Consider the following 25,333-nt stretch of genomic DNA (forward strand, 5'->3'; position numbering starts at 1 on the left):
CATCCCCCTCCTTATAATGTCTATACAGCAGAGAGGATATCTTTTTCCCGCAGTTTTCGATCTGTTTCTCCTCGAATGCGAAAACAGGCTGGATGAGGTTTGAGCCGACGCCTGCCATTGTTGATGTCGGCATATGGGAGACAGTTCTATGACGCGCCAATTGTCAGCGCGTCTTACGAGATACGCGGTAGCCCTGTTCATTCTTTTCGTAAGCGCTGCCACGCCTGGACGGGACGGTTCGCGTCCCGGCGAATGGGGCGTCCGCGTCGTGCACGCAGCGCCAACCACCATCACGGTGACCACGACGCAGGACGAACTCGATGGAGATACGTCGTCATTCGAGAACCTGATCGATAATCCGGGCGGTGCAGGTATTTCGCTGCGCGAGGCGATTACGGCTGCCAATGCAATGCCTCCCGGTCCGCGCCTGTTTATCCATTTCGCAATCCCCGACACCGATCCCGGCTATGAGACTGGTTCGACGATCTGGCGCATCCAGCCCGGTCCGTCGGCATTGCCGCCGCTCACCCGCGGCAATGTTTCGATTGATGGAACGACGCAACCGGGCGCCAGTCTGGTTTCCCATCCGGTGATACTTCTCGACGGTACGAATGTGTACGAAGGCGACAGAGGGCTGAATGGACTGACCATCACGTCCGCTGGAAATGTTATTCGCGGAATCGCGCTGATCCTGTTTTGGGATGCTGGCGTGCTCATCGAGGGGGCGGACGCCAGCAATAATGTGGTGACCGGCTGTGCGATCGGCGTACTGGCGCCTGATGGCAACTCTCAACCGAACTACCACGGGGTCGATATTCGTCATGGTGCGCGCAACAATCTGATCGGCGGATCCACTGCCGCTGATCGCAACATCATCAGCGGGAATGACTATGCTGGCGTGCGGATCGATGGCAGCACAACGATGAGCAACACCGTGGCGGGCAACTGGATCGGCGTCGATGCTGACGGCACACGCGCGCTGTCCAATGCATACTATGGCATTGTCGTCAGCGGCGGAGCACAACACAATGTTATCGGCGAGAACAACGTGATTTCGGGGAATACTTACGGGATCATGGTAATGGGCGCCAATAACAATCGGATTATCGGAAATGTCATTGGTCTTGCACCCGACGGTTCTTCGCCGATCGGCAACCGTGAAGGCGGCGTGTTTCTGGTCGATGGCGCCAGCAGGAATGTGGTTGGCGGCGAGGCAGAGACGGAACGGAATATTATTTCGGGCAACGGGTATGGCGTTTTTGTGGGGCAGTACTATGTCGCGTCGCCACCGATTGCGCGCTTGAATCATATTAAGGGGAACTATATCGGTGTGGATGCCAGCGGTATACTCCCACGCGGGAATGTGCGCCAGGGTCTTTTTCTGACCGAATTTGCAGAGTCGAACATTATCGGCGGGGATGATCGGCGCGCAGGCAATGTGGTGGCCTACAACGGATCGAGCGGCATCACGATCGAAGGGGCTGCCAACCGGATCGCCTCCAACCTCATCGGCGCTGGCGCTGACGACGCAACGCCGCTGGGGAATCAGCGGCACGGTGCGTTGATCATCGGTGATGGCAATATCGTCGGACCATCTAATACATTTGCGTTCAATCAATTGTCTGGATTGCTCATCCGAGGGGATCATACGTTTGTCCACGAAAATGCCATTCATCACAACGCCCGCTCCGGCATATGCGTTCAAGGTGATGGATCGACGATTGTGAGCAATACAGTGTCTCTTAATCAAGGGATGGATATACCGTGGGACGATTTCGATGCGCAACGTGACGATTGCTCGCTCATCGGCGGCATTGTGCTGACCGGCACGTTGCAAACCCTGATTCGGAGCAACACCATCAGGGATAATGCCGCGCCAGGGGTGATCATCTCCAGTGGTGAACGGAACCGGGTGTCGAGTAACAGTATCACAACCAATGCAGACAGCGGGATTGTGCTCTTGAATGGTGCAAACCGCGGTATCCCCGCGCCAACGATCCTTGCGGTCGAGCAGACAGAGGTGCGTGGCGTCGCCTGCCGCAATTGTCGCGTCGAAGTTTTTGCCGACCCCAACGGTCAGGGGCGTGAGTTTCTCGGCGCTGTAGATGCGTCGAGCGATGATGGAACCTTCTCGTTCGCTTTCTCCGGTAGCGCACTGGCAACGTTGCAGATCACGGCGACCAGCACCGACGCCGATGGTAATACATCCGCGTTTGCTGTCGGGATCGGCGTGCCGGCGCCGCCTCCGGTCTATACGCTTCATCTTCCGCTGGTTGTGCGTTGAATGCCTTCAGAGCGCCCGGATGCGTTGTCGCCTTTTTGACCCCTTTCTGTAAGGAGCGAACGTGTTTCTGTCTGTGGAGTTGATGAAGATTGAGCATGTATAGCAGTTCTCACAAAGACTGGTCTTGTCGGGCAGGGTTGTCCCCGCCATCGAAAGCAGACGCCGTGTGCGCCATCCCTCCGCGTGCTCCGCGCCTCTGTGTGCATCAGACCGGCTCACGCGGAGGCGCGGAGGCGCGGAGATGGGGAGCAAGCGGAGGCGGGCGTCTCGCGCGACACGGCAGACCCGACCGGGGGTCAATGTATCTGAGAACTACTATAATCCGGTATGCACCTCTTGCTGTCGGGCTTATAGAGATTGAGCATTAAGTCCGCTCTACCGCGCTAGCCGTCGGGCTAATGGAGATTGAGCATTAAATCCGCTCTACCGCGCTAGCCGTGGGGCTGAAGCCCTCGGTTATGGAATGCAAAGCCCGCCTGCGCGGGCTATATCGAATTATTCATTCAAAGACCATTACTTCAGTAGCCGCCTGCGGCGCGCGGGTGATTTGCGAAACGTCGCTGCTCTGTGTGGAGCGCAGCACGCAAGGATCACGCCTGGGCAGACGCTGCGATCATGCATGTCGGGCAGGCGAAGGCAGCGCCTTCGTCACTCTTCCAATACGACATACTGCGAATTTGGGAAGAGTGAACGCGGAAACCTCTTCCGTAGGGACATTTCACCATCGGCAAGGGGCATATGCGCCCTACATCTGCTGGCGCCGCAAGGATTCCTGCGGACTGCGCACCGTGGCAATGTCGCTCAACGCAATATCCTGGCGAGTCAACGTCAGCGCCACTTCCGACGAGATTCCGCTGAGCGTCACGCTACACCCCAGCAACCTGAGCGCCTGAGCCGTCTGGATCAGCGCCTGCGCCACAGCGCTGTCCACCGTTGATACCCCCGAAATGTCGATAATCACATGGTGCGCACGTTGAGCATGCGCCACTTCGAGCAGGCGCGCGGTCAGCGCCGCCGAACGGCGACTATCGAGATGACCGACGACCGGCGCAAACAGGACGCCCTCGGCGAGCGTTATGGCGGGGGTTTCCAGCGTGGCGACCAGGTCGAGCAGGCGGCGTTGCTCTTCCAGTTGCGCCTGCTGCGCGGCGTTGGCGGCTTCCAGGGCATGCGCCTGTTCTTCGATGCGCGCCTGCGCCGCTTCTGCGCGCTGGCGGGCTTCCTCCGCCCGCTGCACTTCGGTGTTCAGCACTGCGCGCGCCACCAGGATAAGGAGAACAAGCATAACATACGCGACGATGAGAACCGGATCGACGGTATAGCCGGACAGGATCACCCGAACAACATAGATTCCCAGTGACAGGCTCGCGCTCACGATGATCCCCCGTGCGCCAACCAGCGCCAGCCCCAGCACCGGCGGGAAAATGAGCGTCAGCGGTACGGATGCCTGCCCCTCCACGAGGAAGATATCCATGACAGATCCTGTCAGCACTGAAGACAAGATGAGAAAAACGGAAGCGGCATGCTTCCACCCACGGAGATGTGCAGTGAGCAGTGCGCCGGTCGCAAGGGCGGATATAGCGGCGATAGCGGCGCCATCCCACCTCTGGAGAATTGTGAGCGCGAGTGCCAGGATGATGTCACCGACGACAATAATTCCAAGAGTCAGGGATACAACTTGACGCTGCGTGATCTTCATGGATCGCTATCTCCTGTATCAGTGGCAACAATGATGATAGTAACGTACCCATGGGCATGGTACTGGAGTATCGGAGACCAATGATTGCAGAACAGGTGCGAATTCATTGCGGCCACGCTTATGATCTGCCGTTTCCGATGGACATGATCCAGCCCCACATCCCTGGGCTTCCACCAGCACGTACCAGAACGCAGGAGCAGGCGTGTCGCGTGGCGACCGGCGAATCGCACATTCCATTGCACATTCATGACTCTCCTGAACTCACCGCTGAGACGCCGGGCGTGTAGCGGACGCCTCGCGCGACACGGGGGACACGAACGACGGTCGACGCATCCGAGAAAGACTGGAATGATCCGTATCCCTCCGCGTACTCCGCATCTCCGCTGCATCGGGCCGGCTCACGCGGAGACGCGGAGTAACTGTGTTGCTTGTCAAGGGGCGCTCGTATGCACAGCCGGATCCCAGGGCTTTTGCTGACGCAATATTGCGCCGAGAATAGTCAGCAGCTTGCGCATCGCAGCGACGATGGCGACCTTGCGCGGCTTGCCAGCTTGACACAGGCGCTGATCGAAGGCGCGCCTGACCAGACGGCGCCGCGTGGCCGCCAGGGTCGCCATGTACAACACGCTGCGCACATCCCTCCTGCCGCCGGAGATATGCCGGGGTTTGTGCTGTGCGCCGCTCTGATTGGCATACGGCGCAACGCCCACAAAGGCCGCCGCTTCCTTGCGATTGATGGTCCCCAGTTCGGGCAGGCGGAGCAGCAGGTTCAGTGCGGTGATCGCGCCGATGCCGGGCACGCTTTCGCGCAGCTCCCGTTTCCGGCGCACCTCGTCGGTGCGCTCCGCCTCGTTGTCGCGTTCCTGCTCAAGCGCACGGATCTCCTGATCCAGCCAATCAATATGCTTCTGGATGCCCGGGCGGAGGTTCGGCGCGGCAGCCGTCAACCGATTGATCTCAGCCGTCCGCATCTGAATCAACTGCTCCCGCCGGACCAGCAGGTCGCGCAAGGATGCGCGCTGCTCGTCCGTCGCTTGGTGGTGCGGCGGGCGCACCCGTTCGGCAAAGCGGGCGAGCAACCGGGCATCCAGGCGGTCGGTCTTCGCCTGGCGTCCTTCCGCGTGCGCCAGGGCGCGCACGCGGCGTGGCTGCACCCGCGCCGTCGGCACGCCAGCCTGGAGCAGTTGGGCGAACACCATGCGCTCCAGCCCGCCGGTCGCCTCCAGCACAATCAGGGTCGGCTGCAGGCGCTGGAGTCGCGTGACCAGGAGCTGGACACCTTCGTCGGTAGACGGTATCGTCTCGCGTGGCGCGTGCGGGTCGGCGCCAAACGCCACATCCAGCGTCTGTTTGGAGACATCAATGCCGATAAAGAGCGACTCACGGGAAGCCATACACAGAACCTCCTGAGGAAAACGGCGCCAGCCTTGCTAGCATATGCGGGTTTGAGGGCCCAGATAACTGTTCGGCTTGGTCGCGTTGAAGGACACGGCTACCCAACACTCCGCGGCGATCTCGTGAACCTGGCGCAGAACGGTATACCGTGTCCCGTTAGATTATACTAGGCGCGGAGATATGGAGCGCAGTTCTCACGAAGATCGGTCCTGCTGGACAGGATTGAACGCTCCGCCGGAAGCGGGCGCCTTGTGCGACGTCGCAGACAGGAACAATGGTCAATATATCTGAGAACTGCTGTAATCGAACAAGAGGGTGGCGAGACAAAGGCGCCGCCTTCGCATCGCCAGAGGTTGCGTGCATATCTGGAACATGGGGAGCGCAATGTACGATGCCGTGGTTGTTGGCGCAGGACCGAACGGCCTGACTGCGGCGTGCGTTCTGGCGCGCGCCGGGTGGCGGGTATTGATCATCGAGGCGCGTGAAACGATCGGCGGTGGCGTTTCGTCGGGGGAGATGACGCTGCCCGGTTTCGTTCACGATCTGGGATCGTCGGTGCATCCGTTCGGGATTGCGTCGCCGGTTTTCCGTATGCTTGAGTTGCACCGCTTTGGGTTGCGCTGGATTCACCCGCCTGCGCCGGTTGCTCATCCGCTCGACGGTGGGCGCGCTGTGATCCAGGAGCGGTCGGTGCGCGCGACGACCGCCTGGCTCGGCGGCGATGGCGCTGCCTATGCGCGTGTGATGGCGCCGCTGGTGCGTTCGTGGGATCGGATACAGCCGCTGGTGCTGCACCCGTTGCGGTTTCCCCGCCATCCGGTTGCTGCAGCACGCTTCGGGATGCTGGCGCTGCTGCCGGTTACGCTGCTGGCGCGCGCCCTGTTCCGCGACGAAGCAGCGCCCGCATTGCTCGCCGGGCTTGGCGCGCATTCGTTGCTGCCGCTGGAAGCGCCGTTGACAGCGGCGCCAGCGCTCGTGCTCGGCGCGCTCGGTCACGCGGTTGGCTGGCCCCTGCCCCAGGGCGGAGCGCAATCGATAGCCGATGCGCTGGCAACGTGTCTGCGCGCCTGGAGTGGCGAGATACGAACGGGATGGCATGTGCAGCATATCGATGAATTGCCGAAAGCCAGGGCGTATCTGTTCGATGTGTCTCCCCGTCAGTTGATCCAGATTGCCGGTGATCGCCTGCCGCCAGGCTACCGCCGCCGACTGCAACGTTTTCGCCACGGACCGGGTGTGTTCAAACTCGATTATGCGCTCGATGGACCGGTCCCCTGGCGCAATCCGGCATGTCTGCGCGCCGCAACCCTGCATCTCGGCGGAACGCTGGAAGAGATCGCCGAATCGGAGCGGGCGCCGCATCGCAATGAACACGCGCTATGCCCATATGTTCTGTTCGTGCAGCCGACGTTGTTCGATCCGACCCGCGCGCCGCCGGGGAAGCATACTGGCTGGGCATACTGCCACGTGCCGCACGGATCGATGGTTGATATGACCGCAGCCGTTGAAGCGCAGATCGAGCGTTTTGCGCCCGGTTTTTGCGATCGCATTCTGGCGCGGCGCGCCATGAACTGTGCCGACATGGAAGCCTGGAACCCAAACCTGATCGGCGGTGACATCAGTGGCGGGGTACCGGACTGGCGGCAACTGATCACCAGACCAACCCTCAGTTTGACCCCTTATCGCACCCCGGCGCGCGGCATCTATCTCTGCTCTTCCTCGACGCCGCCGGGTCCGGGAGTGCACGGCATGTGCGGGTATCACGCGGCTTCCGCAGCGCTCGCCGACAATGGTTGAGCATTCGCTCCGCGCGGCGTGTCGTCGCCCGGCGCCAGGCAGGCTTCGGGCGCAAAATGCACAGTGATTGTCTCTCCCGGTTGCGGCGGGCGCAGATGCGGGTTGTTGAAGATGTCCATCGACAGCCGGTTGGCTGCCAGACGCAGGCGCACCCGCACAATCGAGCCGAGAAAGGTGACATCTTCGACCGTTCCGCTCAACCGGTTCATCGCACTGTTGAACTGCCCATCGAGCGCGATCAACTCCGGGCGGATGGCGATGTTCACCGTGTCGCCTGAGCGATACGGGAGGGGGCGGGCAATGCGGAATTGCTGACCTTCAACCGCCAGCAGTCCGATAGCGGCATCGACGACGGTCGCCTCGATCTGGTTGAGCGTGCCGACGAACGACGCGACGAAGCGGGTTGCAGGAAAGTTGTACACCTCGAAGGGCGTGCCGATCTGCTCGATCTTCCCGCGACTCATCACCACAATCCGGTCGGACAGAGCCATCGCCTCTTCCTGATCGTGGGTGACATAAATCGTGGTGATGCCGAGTTGGCGTTGAATGTCACGGATCTCCTGGCGGAGCGAGGCGCGTATTTTGGCATCGAGCGCCGAGAGCGGCTCATCGAGCAACAGCAGTTTTGGCTGGATCGCCAGCGCCCGCGCCAGCGCGACCCGCTGCTGCTGCCCGCCGGATAACTGATACGGATAGCGCCGCCCAAACTCGGGCATATGAATGATGCGCAGCAGTTCCTCGACCCGCGCGTGGATTTCGTGCGCCGGACGACGCGCGATCCGCAGCCCGAAACCGATATTGTCGGCGACAGTCATATTCGGGAAGAGCGCATACGACTGGAACACCATGCCAATGTTGCGCCGGTTGGGCGGCATATCGGTCACATCGACGCCGTCGATGACGATCCGCCCCGATGTCGGCTTTTCAAACCCCGCAACCATGCGCAGCGTCGTCGTTTTGCCGCACCCCGACGGTCCCAGGAACGAAACGAACTCACCCTGCTCGACTGCCAGGGTGAAGTCTTCAACGGCAATGGTTGTTCCAAAACTCTTCTGCACGTGAACGATGTCGAGAAATGCCATACTTCCCCCAGTTGACGAACGCATCACTAGCGCGGTCCGGCCACCCGCGCCTGCGTACCCTGACCAAACCACTGGATTGCAGCGATTGCCGCCCACGTCAGCGCAAAACTGATGATCGCCAGCGCCGACGGTTCGTACACCTTACTGCTGGCGAGACGGTTCATATACGGACCAAACGCCGGTTGCGCGAGCAGCGCAGCGATGGTGAACTCGCCCATGACAATCGCAAAAGTAATGAACGCGCCGCTGAGCAATGCAACGTAGACATTGGGAAAGATCACGCGCGTCAGAATGGTGAACCATCCGGCGCCCAGGCTCTGCGCCGCTTCGGTGAGATCGTGGATGTTGATCGAACGCAATCCGGTATCGACTGCCCGATACATATACGGGAACGACAGAATGACATACGAGCCGACGAGGAGCACCCACAACCCTTCGCGGCTGTCGGTGAGCGGGGTGCGGCTGTAGGTGCGCGCCAGGCTGAAGACCAGCACGACTGCCGGTACAACGAACGGCAGCAGCGTAAAGAACTCGATCACCGGGCGCAGGCGCGGCAGACGCAGTTGCACCCAGTACGCCGTCGGCACAATCACAAGTGCGCTGATCACAATCGTCGCCAACGCCGTCTGGAGCGAGAACATAAAACTTTCGACAAACCTGACATCGTTCAACACGCTGGTATACGCGGCGAAACTCAACTCGCCGCGGCGGGCGCGCAGTGAGAAGTCGAAAGTGGCGTACAGCGGCACAAGAAAGTAGGCTGCGCCAACCAGAAACCAGAACCAGGGCCAGAAACGTTTCAGCATAGGGTTACGACTGCAACCAGCGCGCAGAGAGGCGCTGAAGCCAGGTATAGAGTCCAATACTGACGCCCATGATGACGATCATGCCGAGTGCGAGCGCATTGCCGAGACCAGGGTTGGCGAGCGCATCGCTGCTGATCTGCGCGCCAATCAGAATGGTGACAACGTTCCCCTGACTACCGCCGCCGGTCAACTGAAAGGCGGTGGCATGCGCGCCAAATGCATTGCCGAACAGCAGCACCGTCGTTCCGAGGATCGAGGGAAGCAGGATCGGCAGCCCGACATAGCGCCAGTACTGCCATCCGTTCGCCCCCAGACTTTCGGCAGCTTCCCGCCATTCGCGCCGCATCCCCTCGAATGCCGGCGCCATGATCAAGACCATCAGCGGGATTTGAAAATAGATATAGACGATGCACAACCCCCAAAAACTGTAGAGACTGAATGCGGGGTACAGACTGATCCCTATCGAACGCAGCCACTGGGTCACGACGCCCAACTGTCCAAGTGTGGCGATGAACGCAAACGCCAGCGGCACACCGGCGAAGTTCGACGCGACGCCGGAGAAACTGAGCACTGCATCGCGCAGCGGGCGTGGCAACCCGCCGATTGTGATCGCATACGCCAGCAACCCGCCGAGCAACCCGCCGCCGATAGCAGTTACCGCGCTGAGTTGCACACTGTACACATACGAAGAAACAATGAACGGGCGTCCCAATTCAAGAATGTTTTGCAGCGTCAGACGGCGTTCCTGGTCGAGAAAACTCTGCCCGATGATCGACAGGGTGGGCCAGATGAGAAAAGCGGCGACAAACAGAAAGAATGGCGCCACCCCCACCCATGTCCACGAAAGAGACCGGCGTGTTACGGTCGGCTGGTTCGTTTTTGTCTGTGTCAGGGGCGCCATGAACCACCTCGTTGCAACCGTTTCCAGGAATGATGACCAGACCGCCGGCGCCTCTGGTCTGTCAGCATGGCTGGAACGGAATGCGATCCGTCCCAACCATGCGTGTATGTTCACCCGCTAAGATACACGTCCTGAGCCAGTTTGAGATGATGCCTGAAGCACGCTGATGGCGATTGAGCATTTAATCCGCTATGCGCTTTGTGCCGTCGGGCTCATGGAGATTGAGCATTTAATCCGCTATACCACGCTAGCCGTGGGGCTGAAGCCCTCGGCTAGCCAGGGCGAAGCCCGCCTGCGCGGGCTGTAGCGGATTATTTACTCAAAGACCATAAGCCCTCGGCTATGCGAGGCGAAGCCCGCCTGCGCGGGCTAGAGCGGATTATTTCTTCAAAGACCATTAGCAAGCGAGTCGTCTTCTACTTTCGAAGATTGCTCCGATGCTCCTGGCGTCTCGCACACTCCTCTGTTCCGCACGTTACTGCACCGTCGCACCGACAATGGTGGGCCAGCCACTCTTGATCTTGTCGAACGCGGCATTGATCTGATCACCGGTCGGGAAGGCGACCGGCGCGTCGGTTTTCGGCAGTTTGTCGAGCAGATCCTGTGGGATGAGACCCGCCTTGCGCATCGCCTCGAACCGTGCCGGTGTCGCATACCCCTTGAGCCAGATCAACTGCCCTTCGTCGGAGTAGAGGAATTCCATCCACAGGCGCGCGGCATGCGGGCGCGGCGCATAGGCGCTGATCGCCTGCACATACACGCCTGCCAGCGAACCACTCTTCGGCACCACCACGGCGATGTCGATATTGCCAGCATTCTGGTCGCGGTTCGCCAGCGCATTGTAGTCCCAGCGCAGCGCGATCGGCGTTTCACCTTTGGCAATGGTTGCTGGCTTGGCGACCACCGGCAGCAGGTTGCCCATTTCGTTCAGTTGCTTGAAGAACTCCAGACCAGGCATTGGATCATCGAGCGAGCCGCCATTGCCGAGCGCAGCAGCCCAGACTGCATTGATCGCCTGTCCCGAACCGGTGGGGTCGCCTGCAAGCGCAATCTGTCCCTTGTACTCCGGCTTCAACAGGTCCGACCAGTCCTGCGGGATATTCTTGACCACCTGCGTATTCACCTCGAACGCCATCACGCCGTAATAGTCGGCGTACCAGAACCCTTCTGGATCTTTCAGCGTATCCGGGATCTCGTTCCACTTCTCAACCTTGTACGGTTGGAGGAGACCCTCTTTTTTGGCGGTATTGCCCCAGGTGAAGCCAACGTCGATCACATCGGGCGCCTGCGGTCCCTTGCTGCCAGCATTGGCTTTGATCGCTTCGATCTCCTGCGCCGAACTCGCGTCGGGGTTGAGGTCTTCGTGTTTGATGAACGGGTACTTTTCGAGGAATTTCTTCTTCATCTCTCCATAGTTCGCCCAATCGTCCGGCAGAGCGATGGTGGAGAGGTTGCCTTCGGCGCGCGCCAGTTCGACCAATTTTTCCATCCCGCCAGCATCGGCAGCCGTCAGCGGACCGGGCGCCGGTGGTGGCGGGAGTTGCGCTGGCGCCGTCGCTTCAGCTGGAGCTGTGGTTGCTGCTGGAGCGGTTGGCGCGGTGGTTGTTGCCTGACCGCACGCAGCCAGGATGGCGCCTGCACCGGCGCCGACAGCAACACGCAGGAATGCCCGGCGCGACCAGCGCCGGTTGTTGCGTTGAACGCTCATTTCTCCTCTTCTCCTCTCTTCTCGCATGTGAGGGTATCTGCACAATGCACTGCACGTGCGGAGTATTTCCGGCAACGTCATGCCTCGTATGGATTGCATGCAATGCACTTCATGAGTGTATGGAACAAACCTGAAGGTTGCGTGATGCCCGTGTAAAGAATATGTTAAGCATTCCGGTCAATCGCCACAACGTCGCGTGATTGACAATCCTTCCCGTCTCTGCGTGCGGGCGGGGACGCCCGCGCTCCCAGGATGTCGCCACAACGTCGTGTGATTGACAATCCTTCCCGTCCCTTCTATACTTCGGCGCGCTGAATAGAACACGCGGAGTGCGAACCATGCGTCTCCACGAGATACTGAAGCATCTGTGCGAACCTGCGCATATGCCACCTGTCAACCCGGAGATCGCCGGCGTTGTGTACGACTCGCGCGCCGTGACTCCAGGGGCGTTGTTTGTGGCGTATCGCGGCTTTCATACCGATGGGCATGCCTACATTCCGCAGGCGCTCGAACGTGGCGCGGCGGCTGTGGTGTACGAAGACCCTGCGTGGGACGGTCGCGTGCCGGTTCCGGCGTTGCGCGTACCGAATGCGCGCGTCGCGCTGGCGCCGCTTGCAGCAGCCTTCTACGGGCATCCCGGTCGGCGCATGCGGATCGTTGGCGTGACCGGCACCGACGGGAAGACCACCACGACATTCCTGACCAGCGTGGCGCTCGAAGCCGGGGGCGCCATCACCGGTTTGATGGGCACGGTCGATTTCAAGATCGGTGAGCGCATGTGGACCAACGACTCACGCCAGAGCACGCCGGAAGCGCCGGAGGTTCAGGCGCTGCTGCGGGATATGGCAGAAGCGGGTTGCAGCTATGCGGTCATCGAGGCGACGTCGCACGCGCTCTCGGCGCGCTGGAATCGACTCGCCGGAAGTGCATTCGATATTGCTGTATTCACGAATGTGACGCAGGAGCACCTCGATTTTCACGGCACGGTCGAGCAGTATCGCCGCGACAAAGCGCGCCTGTTCGAGATGCTGGCGGAGTTCAACGATGCTGCCGCGCCGTTCAAGCAGCGCAAGATCGCGGTTGTGAACGCCGATGATCCGCATCATCGCATGTTCCTCGACGCGGCGCCGGTATCTGCGGAACGTCTGACCTATGCGGTTCACGCGCATGCCGACGTGCGCGCAGAAGATGTCCGTTCGACCCGCGACGGGCTGCGCTTTCGGGTGACGACGCCATGGGGCGCTGCGGATGCACGATTGCGCCTCACCGGCGACTTCAATGTCTGGAATGCACTGGCAGCATTGACTGTCGCCTGCGCCGAGGGTGTGCCGCTTGAGCGCTGCCTTGCGGCGCTGGAGCGCGTGCCCGGCGTGCGGGGACGTATGGAACGGATCGAGGCAGGACAGCCGTTCACCGTGCTGGTTGATTATGCGCACACCCCCGGCGCATTCGAGAAACTGTTCCGCATTGTGCGTCCACTCACCGAAGGACAGGTGATTGCGGTCTTTGGCAGCGCCGGAGAACGCGACCGCGCCAAACGCCCGTTGCAGGGGGAGATTGCAGGACGCTTTTGCGACCTGGTCATTGTGACCGACGAAGATCCTCGCCTGGAGGATCGTGCCGCGATCATCGCCGAAATCGCCGCTGGCGCCGAAGCTGTCGGTAAACGGATCGGCGAAACCTGTCTGTGTATTCCGGATCGCGCCCTGGCAATTCGTACTGCATTTGCGTATGCACGCCCTGGCGATATTGTGCTGCTCCTCGGCAAGGGTCACGAGGGAAGCATCATCTACGGGACAACGCCGGTTCCCTGGGATGAAGCGGCGGAGGCGCGACGCGCGCTGGCGGAATTGGGATATGGCGGATAAGAACAGGCTTCGCTTATTTTCACGGTTTTTTCTTGACAAAATGTGAATATAAGAGTACGCTTATTCATGTTATGAGTATCCATGAAGACGCCATCGAGTTACGCGCAGTCAGCAAGTGGTTCAACCGCGAGACACCGGCGGTTCAGCAGGTATCGCTGCGGGCGCCGCGCGGCACGCTGCTGGCATTGCTTGGACCGAGCGGGTGCGGCAAGACAACCACGCTCCGCCTGATCGCCGGTCTCGAAGCGCCAGACACCGGCGAGATCTACCTGGACGGCAGGCGTGTCGCCGGGGGTGGGGATTGGGCGCCGCCGGAGCGGCGGCGGGTCGGCATGGTCTTTCAGGATTATGCGCTCTTTCCGCATCTCTCAGTGCGTGAGAATATCGCGTTTGGTTTGAACGGACGTCCGCCGCGTGAGCGCGCAATGCGGGTCGCCGAACTGCTAGCGCTGGCAGGTCTTGAAGATCTCGCCGATCGTTATCCGCATCAGTTATCAGGGGGACAGCAGCAGCGCGTCGCGCTGGCGCGCGCCCTGGCGCCCGCACCGCAGGTGATTCTGCTCGATGAGCCATTTTCCAATCTCGACGCCGTGCTGCGCAAAGCGACGCGCGAGGAGGTACGCCGCATTCTGCGGCAGTCGGGGGCGACTGCCGTGTTCGTCACCCACGATCAGGAAGAGGCGTTCAGTATCGCCGATATGGTTGCCGTGATGCGGCAGGGCAGGATTGAGCAGATCGGCGTGCCGCATGACATTTACCTGCGTCCGGCGACGCGCGCCGTGGCGATGTTCGTTGGTGAGGCGAATTTTGTTCCGGCGCGCGCTTCTGGTCGGTGTGCCGAATGTGTGCTCGGCAGAGTCCCGCTTGCCGCTCCGCGTGATGGACCGGTGGAAGTCATGGTGCGCCCTGAAGCGCTCGATCTGCATCCCGATGCGACCGGCTGCGGACTCATCGAAGAGATCGTTTTCTTCGGGCACGATCAACTCATCGGCATTCGCATGTGCGATGGTTCGCTCATCCAGGCGCGCACCGGTCCGCGGACCGACATTGCTCCCGGCGTGCGGGTTGTCGTCAGGGTGCAGGGCGAAGCGGTCGCGTTTCCGTGTGAGCGTGGCGCAACAGCGACCTGAAAAGCGGAGAAGCAGGCTAATGATCGTTTTGCAATGTTCCTGACGCTCTGGAATGGTGCGCGTTCTCGCATTGCCTGGGTGCGCGGGCGTCTCGCCCGCATGCAGCGGTGTGACCTGTTACGGGAGCGTTAAGTCCGGTATGCCGAACGTTCCCGCTGTGGGGCTGATGAAGATTGAGAATTATAGCAGTTCTTATAGAGATTGAACCTCCTCGGACGAACGCAGTCACGCTCACGCTCCTCGTGCGGCGACCGCCTTGCGTGGCGGTCAGAGAGAAGCCATCCGCCATCGTCCATCGTCAGGCGCGCCTCCGCTCGTGCGGGCTAAAGCCCTCCCTGAGCGCATGGAAGCCCCTGCGGGGCTGGAGCGTCTCTGCCGGGGTGCGCGCCGGAGGCGCGCGCACCTGAGGTGGCGTCTCTCCTGCTCCTGGAGTAGAGCGCACGATTCTCGCCCGCGCAGGCGGGCTTTGCCCTGGAGAGCCGGGGGCTTATCGTAGCTGATAGCCGATAGTCGATAGAGTCACCGTTAGAGTTCGCGTTCCGCGCAGGCGGGCTTTGCCCTGGAGAGCCAGGGGCTTATGGTCTTTGAGTAATTATTCTGCCATAGCCCGCGCAGGCGGGCTTTGCCGCGCATAGCCGAGGGCTTATGGTCTTTGAGTAAATAATCCGCTACAGCCCGCGCAGGCGGGCTTCGCCTTGGCTAGCCGAGGGCTTCAGCCCCACGGCTAGCGCGGTAGAGCGGAATAAATTCTCAATCTCCATTAGCCCGACGGCTCGTGCGGTAGAGCGGATTTAATTCTCAATCTCCATTAGCCCCACGGCTCATTCGGTATACCGGATTATAGCAGTTCTCATAGAGGTTGAACCCAATGGACGGGTTTGAACATCCCCGGAAGCGCGCTCCCCACGTGGCGACCGAAATGAATTTCGGTCTACACTCCGCCAGCGGCAGGCGTCTCGCGCGACACGGCAGACCTGGACAAGGGTCAACGTATCTGAGACCTGCTCTAATCACGCTTCACCGCCCTCTCCCCGCGCCCTGCGTCGAAGTTCAACCTTCCTCCTTCGTTCACACCGCTCCGCCTGGGGCAAGCCGTCACCCTCCCAGCACTGTGCGCAGAAACCTGATCTTCTCCTGGTTCTGGAACGTGCCGCCCCCTTCGTGCTGGTTGTACCGGTAGACGCGAATCTGCTTCGGTCCATCGTAGTGGTTGTATGCGGCATAGACCGTCGATGGCGGGCACACATCGTCCATCAACCCCACCGAGAAGAGCGCCGGCGCCTGGGCGCGTGCGGCGAAGTTGACCCCGTCGAAGTAACTCAACGTCTGGAACACCGCCTCGACCCGATCACGGTGCACCTTACAGTAGCGCGCAATTTCGTAGTACGGATTGGCATCGGTGATCTCGGTAGCGCGACGGTAGTGACACAGGAATGGTACGTCGGGCATCGTCGCCCTGATGTCGTGCACCAGTCCGGCGACCGCCAGCGCGATTCCACCCCCCTGGCTGCCGCCGGTCACAGCAATGCGCCCGGCGTCGATTGCAGGATGGGCGCGGGCTGCCTCGATGGCACGCACTGCGTCGGTGAAGACCCGGCGGTAGTAGTAGGTGTATGGGCTGGTGATACCGCGCGTCATGAAGCCGGGGTGATGGGGATTTGATCCTTCCGGTTCCGGGTCGGGCGTATCGCCTTTGAGCCAGGCGCTTCCCTGACCGCGGGTGTCCATCACCAGGTGCGCATATCCTGCCGCGCTCCAGAGCAACCAGTCGGTCGGGAAGCCGCGTCCGCCGCCGTACCCGATGTACTCGACGACGGCAGGAAGCGGATGAGAGGCGTGGCGCGGCAGCAACAGCCATCCCTTGATCGGCTGTCCGCCGTAGCCGCGAAAGGTCACATCGAACGTCTCAACCGTCGTAAGCCCCGCATCGTATGGCTCAAAACGCACATCGAGCGGATACATGCGCGCTTCTTCGAGCGTCGCCTGCCAGAATGCATCGAAATCGGGCGGTTCCTCGCGCGGGGGAAGGTACCGTTGTAACTCATCGAACGAGAGATCGAAGAACGCCATGCAACCCTCCTTATCTGCAAGAACAATAGTGCAATTATAGCGCCGACACCTGCCCATTTTTCCAGGTGGCATCCTGCGCATTCCGGCGATGCCGCGCGGCGCGCGCACTGGTATCATTCACGCAAGGCTACAGAAGGAGGATACCATGACTGCATCATCCGGCGCCGATCCAATCAGCGCACTTTCACACCAGATGGCGGACGCCGTCGAACGTATCCGTCGCTCGCTGGTGATGGTGAACGGCAGACAACGCCAGCCTGCCAGCGGTATCATTATTGCCGCCGACCAGGTTCTGACGGCGGACCACGTCCTGGAGCGCGACGATGACCTGACGATCCAGACCGATGATGGACGCACCCTGGCGGCGCGCCTGGTCGGTCGCGACCAGACCAGCGACCTGGCGCTGTTGCGGGTCGATGCACTGGTCGGCGAGATCGCAGCGCAGGCGCTCGATCCGGCGCGCGTCGGTCAGTTCGTGCTCGCCGTCGGGCGCCCCTCTCCGGGCGGACCAATGGCGAGCCTGGGCATTGTCAGCGCGGTCGGCGGTCCATTACGCACCCGACGAGGCATGGTCGAGCAGGTGATCCAGACCGATGCCACACCATACCCCGGTTTTTCGGGCGGCGCCCTGATCGATGCGACCGGGGCGGTGCTGGGGCTGTTCACAACCGGGCTGATCGGCGGCGTGGCGCTGGCGCTCCCCGCGCCGCTCGCCTGGCGCATCGCCCACACCCTGGCGAGTCAGGGGCATGTTCGCCGTGGCTTTCTCGGCATCAGCAGCCAACCGGTTACGATTCCGGCGGGGCAGCGCGCCGGGCGCAACCAGGAACGCGGGCTGCTGATCGTGCGCGTCGAGCCGGACAGCCCGGCGAGTCGGGCTGGACTGCTCATCGGCGACATTCTGGTTGGGATCGATGGCGTGGTTCTGAACGATACCGACGATTTGCAGGCAGTTTTGAGCGGCGATCGCGTCGGCGCGACTGTCCCGGCGGAGATTATTCGCGGCGGAGCGCTGATGACGCTGACGGTGACCATCGGACAACGCAAAGGGTCGTAGACCGGATTTCCGAGACGTCGCAGCGTTGTGCGATCTATCGTCACATCCGGAAGACGCGAAGCCGGGAATGTCCTTCCCATTCGCGTCTTTACTTGATAGGGAAAACCAGAAAGGCGCATGACTTCCATGACTCAGGTGTTCTATCGTGCACCGGATATTGTTGCCGGTTTCGCTGATCGTGCCGAACGCGCGCGGCGGAGCGTCGTGCATCTGCACGGAGCAGGCAGAGGCGTTGGTACCGGCGTGGTCTGGCAATCTGGCGGCGTTGTTCTGACCAACGACCACGTCGTTGCTGGTACGGGCGGCAGGTTGCGCATGCAAACGCTCGATGGGCGCGATCTGCCGGTGAGGGTTGCAGCGCGTAACCCGGACCTCGACCTGGCGCTGCTCCACACGTCGGCAGACGACCTTCCACCGGCATCGGTTGGCGATTCGTCGCGTTTGCGGGTTGGTGAACTGGTCTTTGCGATTGGTCATCCGTGGGGACAGCCATGGGTGGTGACTGCCGGTATCGTCAGTGGGCTGGGGGAGGCGGAGACGCGCAACGGACAGCGTGTCGCGTTCATCCGTTCCGATGTACGGCTCGCGCCCGGCAACTCGGGCGGACCGCTGCTCGACGCACGCGGCAGGGTGATCGGGATCAACGCAATGGTGTTTGGCGGCGATCTGGCGGTTGCCATCGCCAGTCACGTCGTCGAACGGTGGTTGAACGATAGCCAGGGGCGACGCGCACGTCTTGGCGTCGGTGTGCAATCACTGCCATTACCGGAAGGCGTGCTGAACGGACGATCGAGAGGCTTGCTGGTAGTCAGTCTCGAGCCAGGCAGTCCGGCGGAGCAGGCGGGGATTCTGGTGGGCGACCTGCTGCTCCATGCCGATACGGTATCATTGGAGCAGCCGGAGGACCTGCACAGAGCGCTTCAGCACACGGATGGAACGCTCCGTCTCCGGTTGCTGCGCGCTGGCGACATTCGCGTGATCGATGTGACGCCCGGCGCGGGATCATAGTGCGCGAAAGCGCTTTAGATTATAGCATTTCTCATAGAGGTTGAACCTCCTCAGCGGGTGCAGGCTCAAGCCCTCCCTGAGCGCATGGAAGCCCCTGCGGGGCTGGCGTTTCAGCTATCCTTGCCATATGCCGGGAGAAGCGGGGTTGATCCAGCCCGCAGGGCTTGCCCGACCTTAGCCAGGGCTTATGGTCGTTGAAGAAATAATCCGGTCTAGCCCGCGCAGGCGGGCTTCGCCCTGGATAGCCGAGGGCTTCAGCCCGACGGCTAGCGCGGGATAGCGGATTTATTTCTCAATCTCCATCAGCCCGACGGCTAGCGCGGAATAGCGGATTTATTTCTCAATCTTCATCAGCCCGCCGGAGGCTTTTCACCATGATTCGCGTCCTGATCGTCGCCCCAACGCCAGCGTTGCGCGCCGGGTTGCGCGCCCTGGTCGCCGAAGCGAACGTCGAGATCGTCGGCGAAACCGTATCGCTCACCACACCCGCCAGCATTCCACCCGATACGGATGTCATCCTGGCGGCAGATGACAGTGTGCTGACCGAGGCGGATCGGGCGCTGGGAGAGGAGCCACGGTACGCAGTGCTGTTGCTGAGCGACGACGAGCGGCAGGCGGATGTATTGCGCCGCCTGCCGCTGACCGCGTGGGGGCTGCTATCGCACGACGCAGGTGCAGCGGAGTTAGCCGCTGCGATCCAGGCAGTCGCACAAGGGTTGATTGTCTTCGCGTCGGAACTGGCGTTGCGCCTGCTGCACCGTCGCCCGTTATCGGTAGCAGAACCGGTCGGCGAGCCGTTGACCGCGCGTGAACGCGACGTGCTCGAACTGGTGAGTCAGGGGTTATCGAACAAACAGATCGCACAGAAATTGCAGATCAGCGAACACACCGTCAAGTTTCACCTTTCGTCACTCTTCGCCAAACTCGGTGTTTCGAGCCGCACCGAAGCGGTCAACCGCGGCGCGCGCCAGGGCATTATCACCCTGTGAATGGTATAATGACACCGTGGCTTTCAGCGCACCCAAAAAAGGAGGACCCGTATGCCTGAAGCACGGACATTTCCGACGCGCGTTGGCATCCCTGCGGAAACGCGGCGTCGCATGATCAATCTGCTCAACCAGCATCTCGCCGATGCGTTCGACCTGTATAGCCAGACAAAACAGGCACACTGGAATGTCAAAGGGTTACAGTTCATCGCGCTCCACGAACTCTTCGACAAACTGGCGGAAGACCTGGAGGAAGCCATCGACGACATGGCGGAACGGGTGACGGCGCTTGGCGGTACTGCGCTGGGAACGGTACGAATCGTGGCGGCATCGTCCAGCATCGCGGAATACCCGCTCGACATCACAGACGGACCGCAGCATATCGAAGCGCTGGCAGAACGGTTCGGGCGCCTGGCGGGGATGGTGCGAAGCGCCATTGATACCGCCGCCGAAGCGGGTGATGCCGACACTGCTGACCTCTTCACCGAAGTGTCGCGCATGCTCGACAAGAACCTCTGGTTCCTCGAAGCGCACGTCCAGGCTTAGGAGTGCACACCCCATCCAGGCTTCCTCACAGGGGTGGGTTTTTGGGAAGCCCCTGCGTGCCATCTCCCGTTTCAGGCATCAGGACGCCCAACCTTCCCCTGCTCCCCGTGTGGGAGAAGAGGGCAGGGGGGGATGAGGGGCAAAAGCGCACGGGAATCCGGAGCACCAGCACGACCAGGCGGTCGCTCAAACGGGTTGCGTCGTGGGGCAGCGCCGGAGTACGAAGATTGCGCCCGAATCGCGCGCGAACGTGGCGTGCCGCTGACGACGGTGTATCAGACGGTGATGGGTCACCTGGAGGATGCGTCGTCTGTCACGGGGTATTAAGGTATGAGCGCTCATATCGATATTACCCCTTCAACGACCCCGCCAGCAAGCCGCGCAGGAAGTACTTTCCAAGGAAAATGTAGACCAGCAGCGGCGGCAACGCAACCATCAACGCCCCGGCCATCTGCACATTCCACTGCGTGAACTGACTGCCGGACAGATTTTGCAGCGCAACGGTCACCGGGCGCAGTTGCGGATCGTTGGTGATGATCAGACCGAACAGGAACTCATTCCAGATCGAGGTGAACTGCCAGATCGCCACCACCACGAACCCCGGTGCGGAGAGCGGCAGCATCACGTGGCGGTAGATATGGAAGAAATCGGCGCCGTCGATCTTCCCGGCTTCCACAAGTTCGTTCGGCACCGTCGCATAGTAATTCCGGAAGATCAGCGTCGTGATCGGAATGCCGTAGACCACGTGCACCAGGATCAGACCGGGAATGGTGGCATACAGCCGGATCTCGCGCAACACCTCGACCAGCGGCACCAGCACGCTCTGGTAGGGGATGAACATGCCGAAGAGGATCAGCGTAAACAGGGTTTCCGAACCGGGAAAGCGCCATTTCGACAGGACATACCCATTGAGCGACCCCAGGATGCACGAGATGACCGTCGCCGGAACCACCAGCTGCACACTGTTCCAGAAACTCCCGCGCATCCCAATCACACCCTCGCCGCCGTTCCAGGCGCGGTCGAAACTCTCCAGCGAGAAGCCGGTCGGCAACTCCCACATGCGACTGAGGCTGACCTGGTCGAAACTTTTGAAACTGGTAATCAGCAGCAGATAGACCGGCAACAGGAAGAACAACAGGAAGATAATCATCACGCCGTAGACGACCATCCGCGACCAGTGAATGTGGTGCCGTTTCGGCGCGGGCATGGCAACACTGCTCATCGCTCCACCTCTGTCCGACGGTTGTAGATCAGGTACGGCACCACCAGCAACGCCACGACCACCAGCATCACCATCGCAACCGCCGCTCCCTCGGCGAACTTGTTGGCTTTGAATGTGATCTCATACATATACAATCCCGGTACTTCAGTATTGTTGCCGGGCGCACCGCCGGTCATCGTCACAATCAGGTCGAAGATTTTCAGCGAAATATGCCCCAGAATGATCACAGCGCTCAGCGTGATCGGTTGGAGCATCGGCAGGGTGATAGTACGGAACACCTGCCACTCGGTTGCGCCATCAACGCGCGCCGCTTCTTTGATCTCCTCTGGAATGCCGCGCAACCCTGCCAGATACATTGCCATCACAAACCCCGACATCTGCCAGACCGCCGCGACAACCACCGGGATCATCGCCATGGGGATCCCTATCCGGGTGCGCAATCCTTCGATGCGCCATCCCGGCACAACACTGGTATCCGTTGTCCAGGCTGCCTGGAGAAAATCCAACCCCGATTGCTTGAACAACAGGTTGATGCCGGTCGGATCGTTGGGCCAGTTGCCGGGTGCGAACAACCACTGCCAGACCACGCCGGTGACGATGAACGAGAGCGCCATCGGGAAAATGTACACCGAGCGGAAGAATCCCTCGAAGCGCACCCGCGAGTCGATCAGCACGGCGAGCAGCAAACCGATGATCAGACAGGCTGCCAGAAAGAAGATTGTAAAAACAATCAGGTTCCGAATATTCGTCTGGAAGCGACCGGTGTTGAAGATCGTCAGATAATTGTCGAACCCGACGAACGACGTGGTCATCGCCAGTCCCCGCCAGTCGGTCATCGAGATGTAGGCGGTCCAGCCGATGAATCCATAAACGAACACGGCGATTGCCAGCGCCGACGGGGCGATCATGAGGAGCGCAATCGCCCGATCACGGTTCATCCAGCGCACCCGGCGGGCGGGATGCGCACTGAGCGTTTTGGCTTGTCGCATTCGTGCCTCTCATTGATGAGGATGGCGACGGTATTTCGGTGTATATCCCCTGCGTGCAGCGTTCACGCGCTCAACCTGGAGATGCCCGGCGGAGATGAGTTCTTCCAGGTTTCCAGATAATCGTTTGCGATGGGACGGGTGACGTGACAATCCAGGCAATCACCCGCGCCCCTTTTTCAGGTGATCGGTGTGCAGTTGATGCCTGCTATACGCAGGGGCGCGCCGGATTCGGTCGCCCCTGCGCGAAGCAAGCGCTTTGTGGCGCCTCGGACTACTTCAGGTCTTTCGCGGCGTCCTGCAATGCCTGCACGACGGCATCAACATCGAGATCGCCGGCGAAGACATTCAGCGCATTGCCGTACTCGGTCATATACGCTTCGGGAGCGGCAGCGCCATGCACGACGCTGGGAACCAGTTTCTCGCTGCCGAAGGCTTTGATCGAGTACTTCAGATATTCATCATACAGGCTCACATCGGCGTCAGTGCGCGCCGGGATCGAACCCTTCTTCGGGTTGAAGGCATCCTGCCCCTCACGCGAACCGCAGAGCGCCAGCCATGCCTTTGCCTGCTCCGGGTTCGGCGCACCCTTCGCCAGCCCGAAACTGTCCGACAGCCACATAAAGACGCCGTCGTTGCCGGGGGCTGCGGCATAGCCGTAATCCACGCCGACTTTCGCGCCCTTGCTGATGAAGTAGCCGTGCGCCCAGTCGCCCATGATCGTCATGCCCGCCTTGCCGTCGAGCACCAGTTGCGCTGCGTCAGCCCAACCGAGGGAGGAGCGATCACTGTTGGAGTATTCCAGCATGCGTTTGGCGATCTCGGCAGCCTGGCGCACCCGCAGATCGCTCCAGTCTGCGCCGGGCTGGAACAGTTTGGGGTAGTCGTCCGGTCCGAAAACTGCCAGCAACACGCTCTCGAACAGGTGCGGCGTCTCAAACTTGTCCTTGCCGCCGACTGCCAGGGGGATGATCCCCTTTGCCTTGAGCGCCTCGGCGACCATGAAGAAGTCGTCGATGGTCTTGGGCGGGGTCAGACCATTCTCCTGGAAGATTTTGATGTTGTACCAGAGCACGTTCGAGCGGTGAATGTTGACCGGAACCGACCAGATTTCGCCGTTGTAGGTGATCTGTTCGAGCAGTTTCGGCGGCATCACCTTGTCGAAACCCTGCTCTTTGAAGAACTGGGTCAGCGGCTCCATCTGACCGGCATCTACATATGCGGTCAGTTCTTTACCGGCGTGCACCTGCCAGCTATCCGGCGGTTGACCACCCTGGAGGCGCGTCTTCAGCACCGTCTTGGCGTTCGTGCCGGCGCCGCCGGCGACCGTGGCATTCACAATTTCGACACCGGGATTCTTCTGCTGATAGATGCTGAACATCGCATTCAGCCCATCCGCTTCACCGCCGTTCGTCCACCAGCTGAAGATTTCGAGTTTCCCGCCGCCGGTCTGCGCGGGGGCAGTCGTCGGCTGTGCGGGGGCAGCAGTCGGTTGCGCGGTGGACGGCGCGCCACAGGCTGCCAGCGCGAGTGTAACGATCGCAAATGCGCTGATGAGTTTCAACCACTTCGTTGGAAGCATAGCTTCCCTGCCTTTCAGATGGAACGATGGTCACGCGGAGAATGATCCATCAACATCGTCGGTGCTCAACCGAACCGAGCATGCACCTCCCTTACGCGGTTTAGAGAGTGGATGGAATGAGTATAGCACAAATTTTGCTGCGATCAGGAAGCAATTTCTCCGCGCGGCAGAATGAGCGTAAACACGCTTCCTTTGCCGATCCCGGGGCTGGCAGCGGTGATCTCGCCGCCCATTGCCCGCGCCAGGTGACGCGCGATTGTCAGACCGATCCCGCTGCCGCCGCTTGCCCGACTCCGTGACGGATCGACGCGGTAGAAACGCTCGAACAGATAGGGCAACGCTTCAGCGGGGATGCCGATGCCGGTGTCCTCAACGATCACCTGCACATGGGTTGGGTCGCAGCGCACGCGGATCGTGATACATCCATCTTCCGGCGTGTATCGGATGGCGTTGCCGATCAGGTTGATCAGCACCTGCGCCGTCCGATCCGGATCGGCGTATGCCAGCGCTTCTTTCTCCGGCGCTTCGATCGCAATCTGCAGGCACTGTTCGATCAGTTGCGGTCGAAGGTGCGCAACGATACGGTGCACCAGCGCCACGACATCGAAGCGTTGCGGCTGGATTGCAACCTGCCCTGCTTCCACACGCGAGAGGTGCTGAAGATCATCGACCAGTTTACGGAGGCGCCGCACTTCGTGTTGCATGGCATGGATCGTCTCAGGGTCGCCTGGCAGCACGCCGTCGAGCAATCCTTCCAGGTACCCTTCCAGACCGGCGAGCGGCGTGCGCAGTTCGTGCGCCACATTGCCGATCAGGGTGATCCGCTGGCGCTCGACCTGCGCCAGCGTCTCCGCCATCTGATTGAAACTCTGCGCAACTTCACGGAGTTCGTCGGTCAGCGGCGCCGTTACCCGCTCATCGTAGTTCCCGCCAGCGATCCGGCGACTGCTGGCTGCCAGTTGTCGCAACGGTCGCAGGATTTCGCGCACCAGCAGGATGCTCGTCGCCAGACCGGCGATCGTCGCCGCCAGCGCCGCCACAACCAGCGCCTGGATCACTGCCGACTGGAAGACCGGCAACAATGCGGGGTCAACTGAACGAGCCGCCAGCGTTTCCGCCGTCACGATCAGGGTAAGGACGCCGACAATCACGACGAGCATGTGCGCTGCGATGATCCGCCAGCGGAGTTGGCGCCACAGTCCCATA

The 25,333-nt window shown here is 61.0% G+C and carries 20 protein-coding genes; 9 read left to right on the forward strand and 11 right to left on the reverse strand.

Annotation, left to right across the window (positions count from 1 at the left end; all coding sequences use genetic code 11):
* The first annotated feature begins 148 nt into the window (after positions 1-148).
* Positions 149-2,284: a right-handed parallel beta-helix repeat-containing protein gene (locus ROSERS_RS23935; RefSeq protein WP_011955554.1), complete on the forward strand. Its 2,136-nt coding sequence runs from the start codon at positions 149-151 to the stop codon at positions 2,282-2,284.
* 745 nt (positions 2,285-3,029) lie between these two features.
* Here the strand turns inward: ROSERS_RS23935 and ROSERS_RS04080 are convergent.
* On the reverse strand, positions 3,030-3,758 hold the full coding sequence (locus ROSERS_RS04080) for an STAS domain-containing protein (protein WP_232282756.1): 729 nt from the start codon (positions 3,756-3,758) through the stop codon (positions 3,030-3,032).
* Positions 3,759-4,414: 656 nt separating this feature from the next.
* The gene (locus ROSERS_RS04090; protein WP_011955556.1) at positions 4,415-5,377 is read right to left on the reverse strand and encodes an IS110-like element ISRfsp2 family transposase; all 963 of its coding nucleotides are present in this window, start codon (positions 5,375-5,377) and stop codon (positions 4,415-4,417) included.
* Positions 5,378-5,762: 385 nt separating this feature from the next.
* Between ROSERS_RS04090 and ROSERS_RS04095 the strand changes: the two genes are divergently transcribed.
* A complete protein-coding gene (locus ROSERS_RS04095) occupies positions 5,763-7,175 on the forward strand; it encodes a phytoene desaturase family protein (RefSeq protein ID WP_011955557.1) in 1,413 nt (470 codons plus the stop codon).
* On the opposite strand, the gene ROSERS_RS04100 is transcribed toward ROSERS_RS04095, so the two are convergent.
* The 3 genes from ROSERS_RS04100 to ROSERS_RS04110 are packed head-to-tail and all read right to left on the reverse strand — an operon-like array spanning position 7,139 to position 9,964.
* Entirely contained in the window at positions 7,139-8,257 is a 1,119-nt protein-coding gene (locus ROSERS_RS04100; RefSeq protein WP_011955558.1) for an ABC transporter ATP-binding protein, read from the reverse strand. The two genes, ROSERS_RS04095 and ROSERS_RS04100, sit on opposite strands and share 37 nt — an antisense overlap.
* Positions 8,258-8,283: 26 nt before the next feature.
* Positions 8,284-9,063 (reverse strand): ABC transporter permease, encoded by a 780-nt coding sequence (locus tag ROSERS_RS04105; RefSeq protein ID WP_011955559.1) that lies wholly within the window; start codon positions 9,061-9,063, stop codon positions 8,284-8,286.
* Positions 9,064-9,067: 4 nt separating this feature from the next.
* Positions 9,068-9,964: an ABC transporter permease gene (locus ROSERS_RS04110; RefSeq protein ID WP_011955560.1), complete on the reverse strand. Its 897-nt coding sequence runs from the start codon at positions 9,962-9,964 to the stop codon at positions 9,068-9,070.
* Between the two features lie 166 nt (positions 9,965-10,130).
* Here ROSERS_RS04110 and ROSERS_RS26385 point away from each other — a divergent pair, with 166 nt between their 5' ends.
* Positions 10,131-10,271, forward strand: coding sequence for a hypothetical protein (locus ROSERS_RS26385; RefSeq protein WP_198136354.1), 141 nt, complete (start codon positions 10,131-10,133; stop codon positions 10,269-10,271).
* A 168-nt stretch (positions 10,272-10,439) separates the two neighbouring features.
* Here ROSERS_RS26385 and ROSERS_RS04115 read toward each other — a convergent pair whose 3' ends face one another.
* Positions 10,440-11,672 carry an ABC transporter substrate-binding protein gene (locus tag ROSERS_RS04115; protein WP_011955561.1) on the reverse strand — a complete coding sequence of 411 codons (1,233 nt, stop codon included), beginning with the start codon at positions 11,670-11,672 and terminating at the stop codon, positions 10,440-10,442.
* Between the two features lie 338 nt (positions 11,673-12,010).
* Between ROSERS_RS04115 and ROSERS_RS04120 the strand changes: the two genes are divergently transcribed.
* Both ROSERS_RS04120 and ROSERS_RS04125 read left to right on the forward strand, forming a co-directional pair.
* Complete coding sequence (locus ROSERS_RS04120; RefSeq protein ID WP_011955562.1) at positions 12,011-13,540, forward strand: UDP-N-acetylmuramoyl-L-alanyl-D-glutamate--2,6-diaminopimelate ligase; 1,530 nt, start codon at positions 12,011-12,013, stop codon at positions 13,538-13,540.
* A 71-nt stretch (positions 13,541-13,611) separates the two neighbouring features.
* Entirely contained in the window at positions 13,612-14,670 is a 1,059-nt protein-coding gene (locus tag ROSERS_RS04125; RefSeq protein WP_011955563.1) for an ABC transporter ATP-binding protein, read from the forward strand.
* Positions 14,671-15,765: 1,095 nt separating this feature from the next.
* Here the strand turns inward: ROSERS_RS04125 and ROSERS_RS04130 are convergent.
* A complete protein-coding gene (locus ROSERS_RS04130) occupies positions 15,766-16,740 on the reverse strand; it encodes an acetylxylan esterase (RefSeq protein ID WP_011955564.1) in 975 nt (324 codons plus the stop codon).
* A gap of 145 nt (positions 16,741-16,885) precedes the next feature.
* Here ROSERS_RS04130 and ROSERS_RS04135 point away from each other — a divergent pair, with 145 nt between their 5' ends.
* From ROSERS_RS04135 to dps, 4 genes are all read left to right on the forward strand, one after another.
* Complete coding sequence (locus tag ROSERS_RS04135; RefSeq protein WP_011955565.1) at positions 16,886-17,797, forward strand: S1C family serine protease; 912 nt, start codon at positions 16,886-16,888, stop codon at positions 17,795-17,797.
* Positions 17,798-17,914: 117 nt separating this feature from the next.
* A complete protein-coding gene (locus ROSERS_RS04140) occupies positions 17,915-18,805 on the forward strand; it encodes a S1C family serine protease (protein WP_011955566.1) in 891 nt (296 codons plus the stop codon).
* A gap of 374 nt (positions 18,806-19,179) precedes the next feature.
* The gene (locus ROSERS_RS04145) at positions 19,180-19,794 is read left to right on the forward strand and encodes a response regulator transcription factor (RefSeq protein WP_011955567.1); all 615 of its coding nucleotides are present in this window, start codon (positions 19,180-19,182) and stop codon (positions 19,792-19,794) included.
* Between the two features lie 51 nt (positions 19,795-19,845).
* A complete protein-coding gene (dps, locus tag ROSERS_RS04150) occupies positions 19,846-20,337 on the forward strand; it encodes a DNA starvation/stationary phase protection protein Dps (RefSeq protein ID WP_011955568.1) in 492 nt (163 codons plus the stop codon).
* Between the two features lie 349 nt (positions 20,338-20,686).
* Here the strand turns inward: dps and ROSERS_RS04155 are convergent, their stop codons facing one another.
* From ROSERS_RS04155 to ROSERS_RS04170, 4 genes are all read right to left on the reverse strand, one after another.
* Positions 20,687-21,559, reverse strand: a complete 873-nt coding sequence (locus tag ROSERS_RS04155) for a carbohydrate ABC transporter permease (protein ID WP_011955569.1) — start codon at positions 21,557-21,559, stop codon at positions 20,687-20,689.
* Positions 21,556-22,548 carry a carbohydrate ABC transporter permease gene (locus tag ROSERS_RS04160; protein WP_011955570.1) on the reverse strand — a complete coding sequence of 331 codons (993 nt, stop codon included), beginning with the start codon at positions 22,546-22,548 and terminating at the stop codon, positions 21,556-21,558. The genes ROSERS_RS04155 and ROSERS_RS04160 overlap by 4 nt, the downstream gene beginning before the upstream one ends.
* A gap of 271 nt (positions 22,549-22,819) precedes the next feature.
* Positions 22,820-24,127 (reverse strand): ABC transporter substrate-binding protein, encoded by a 1,308-nt coding sequence (locus tag ROSERS_RS04165; RefSeq protein WP_011955571.1) that lies wholly within the window; start codon positions 24,125-24,127, stop codon positions 22,820-22,822.
* A gap of 143 nt (positions 24,128-24,270) precedes the next feature.
* Positions 24,271-25,332, reverse strand: a complete 1,062-nt coding sequence (locus ROSERS_RS04170; RefSeq protein ID WP_041332981.1) for a sensor histidine kinase — start codon at positions 25,330-25,332, stop codon at positions 24,271-24,273.
* Position 25,333 lies beyond the last annotated feature (1 nt).

It is taken from the genome of Roseiflexus sp. RS-1 (assembly GCF_000016665.1).
Lineage (GTDB): Bacteria > Chloroflexota > Chloroflexia > Chloroflexales > Roseiflexaceae > Roseiflexus.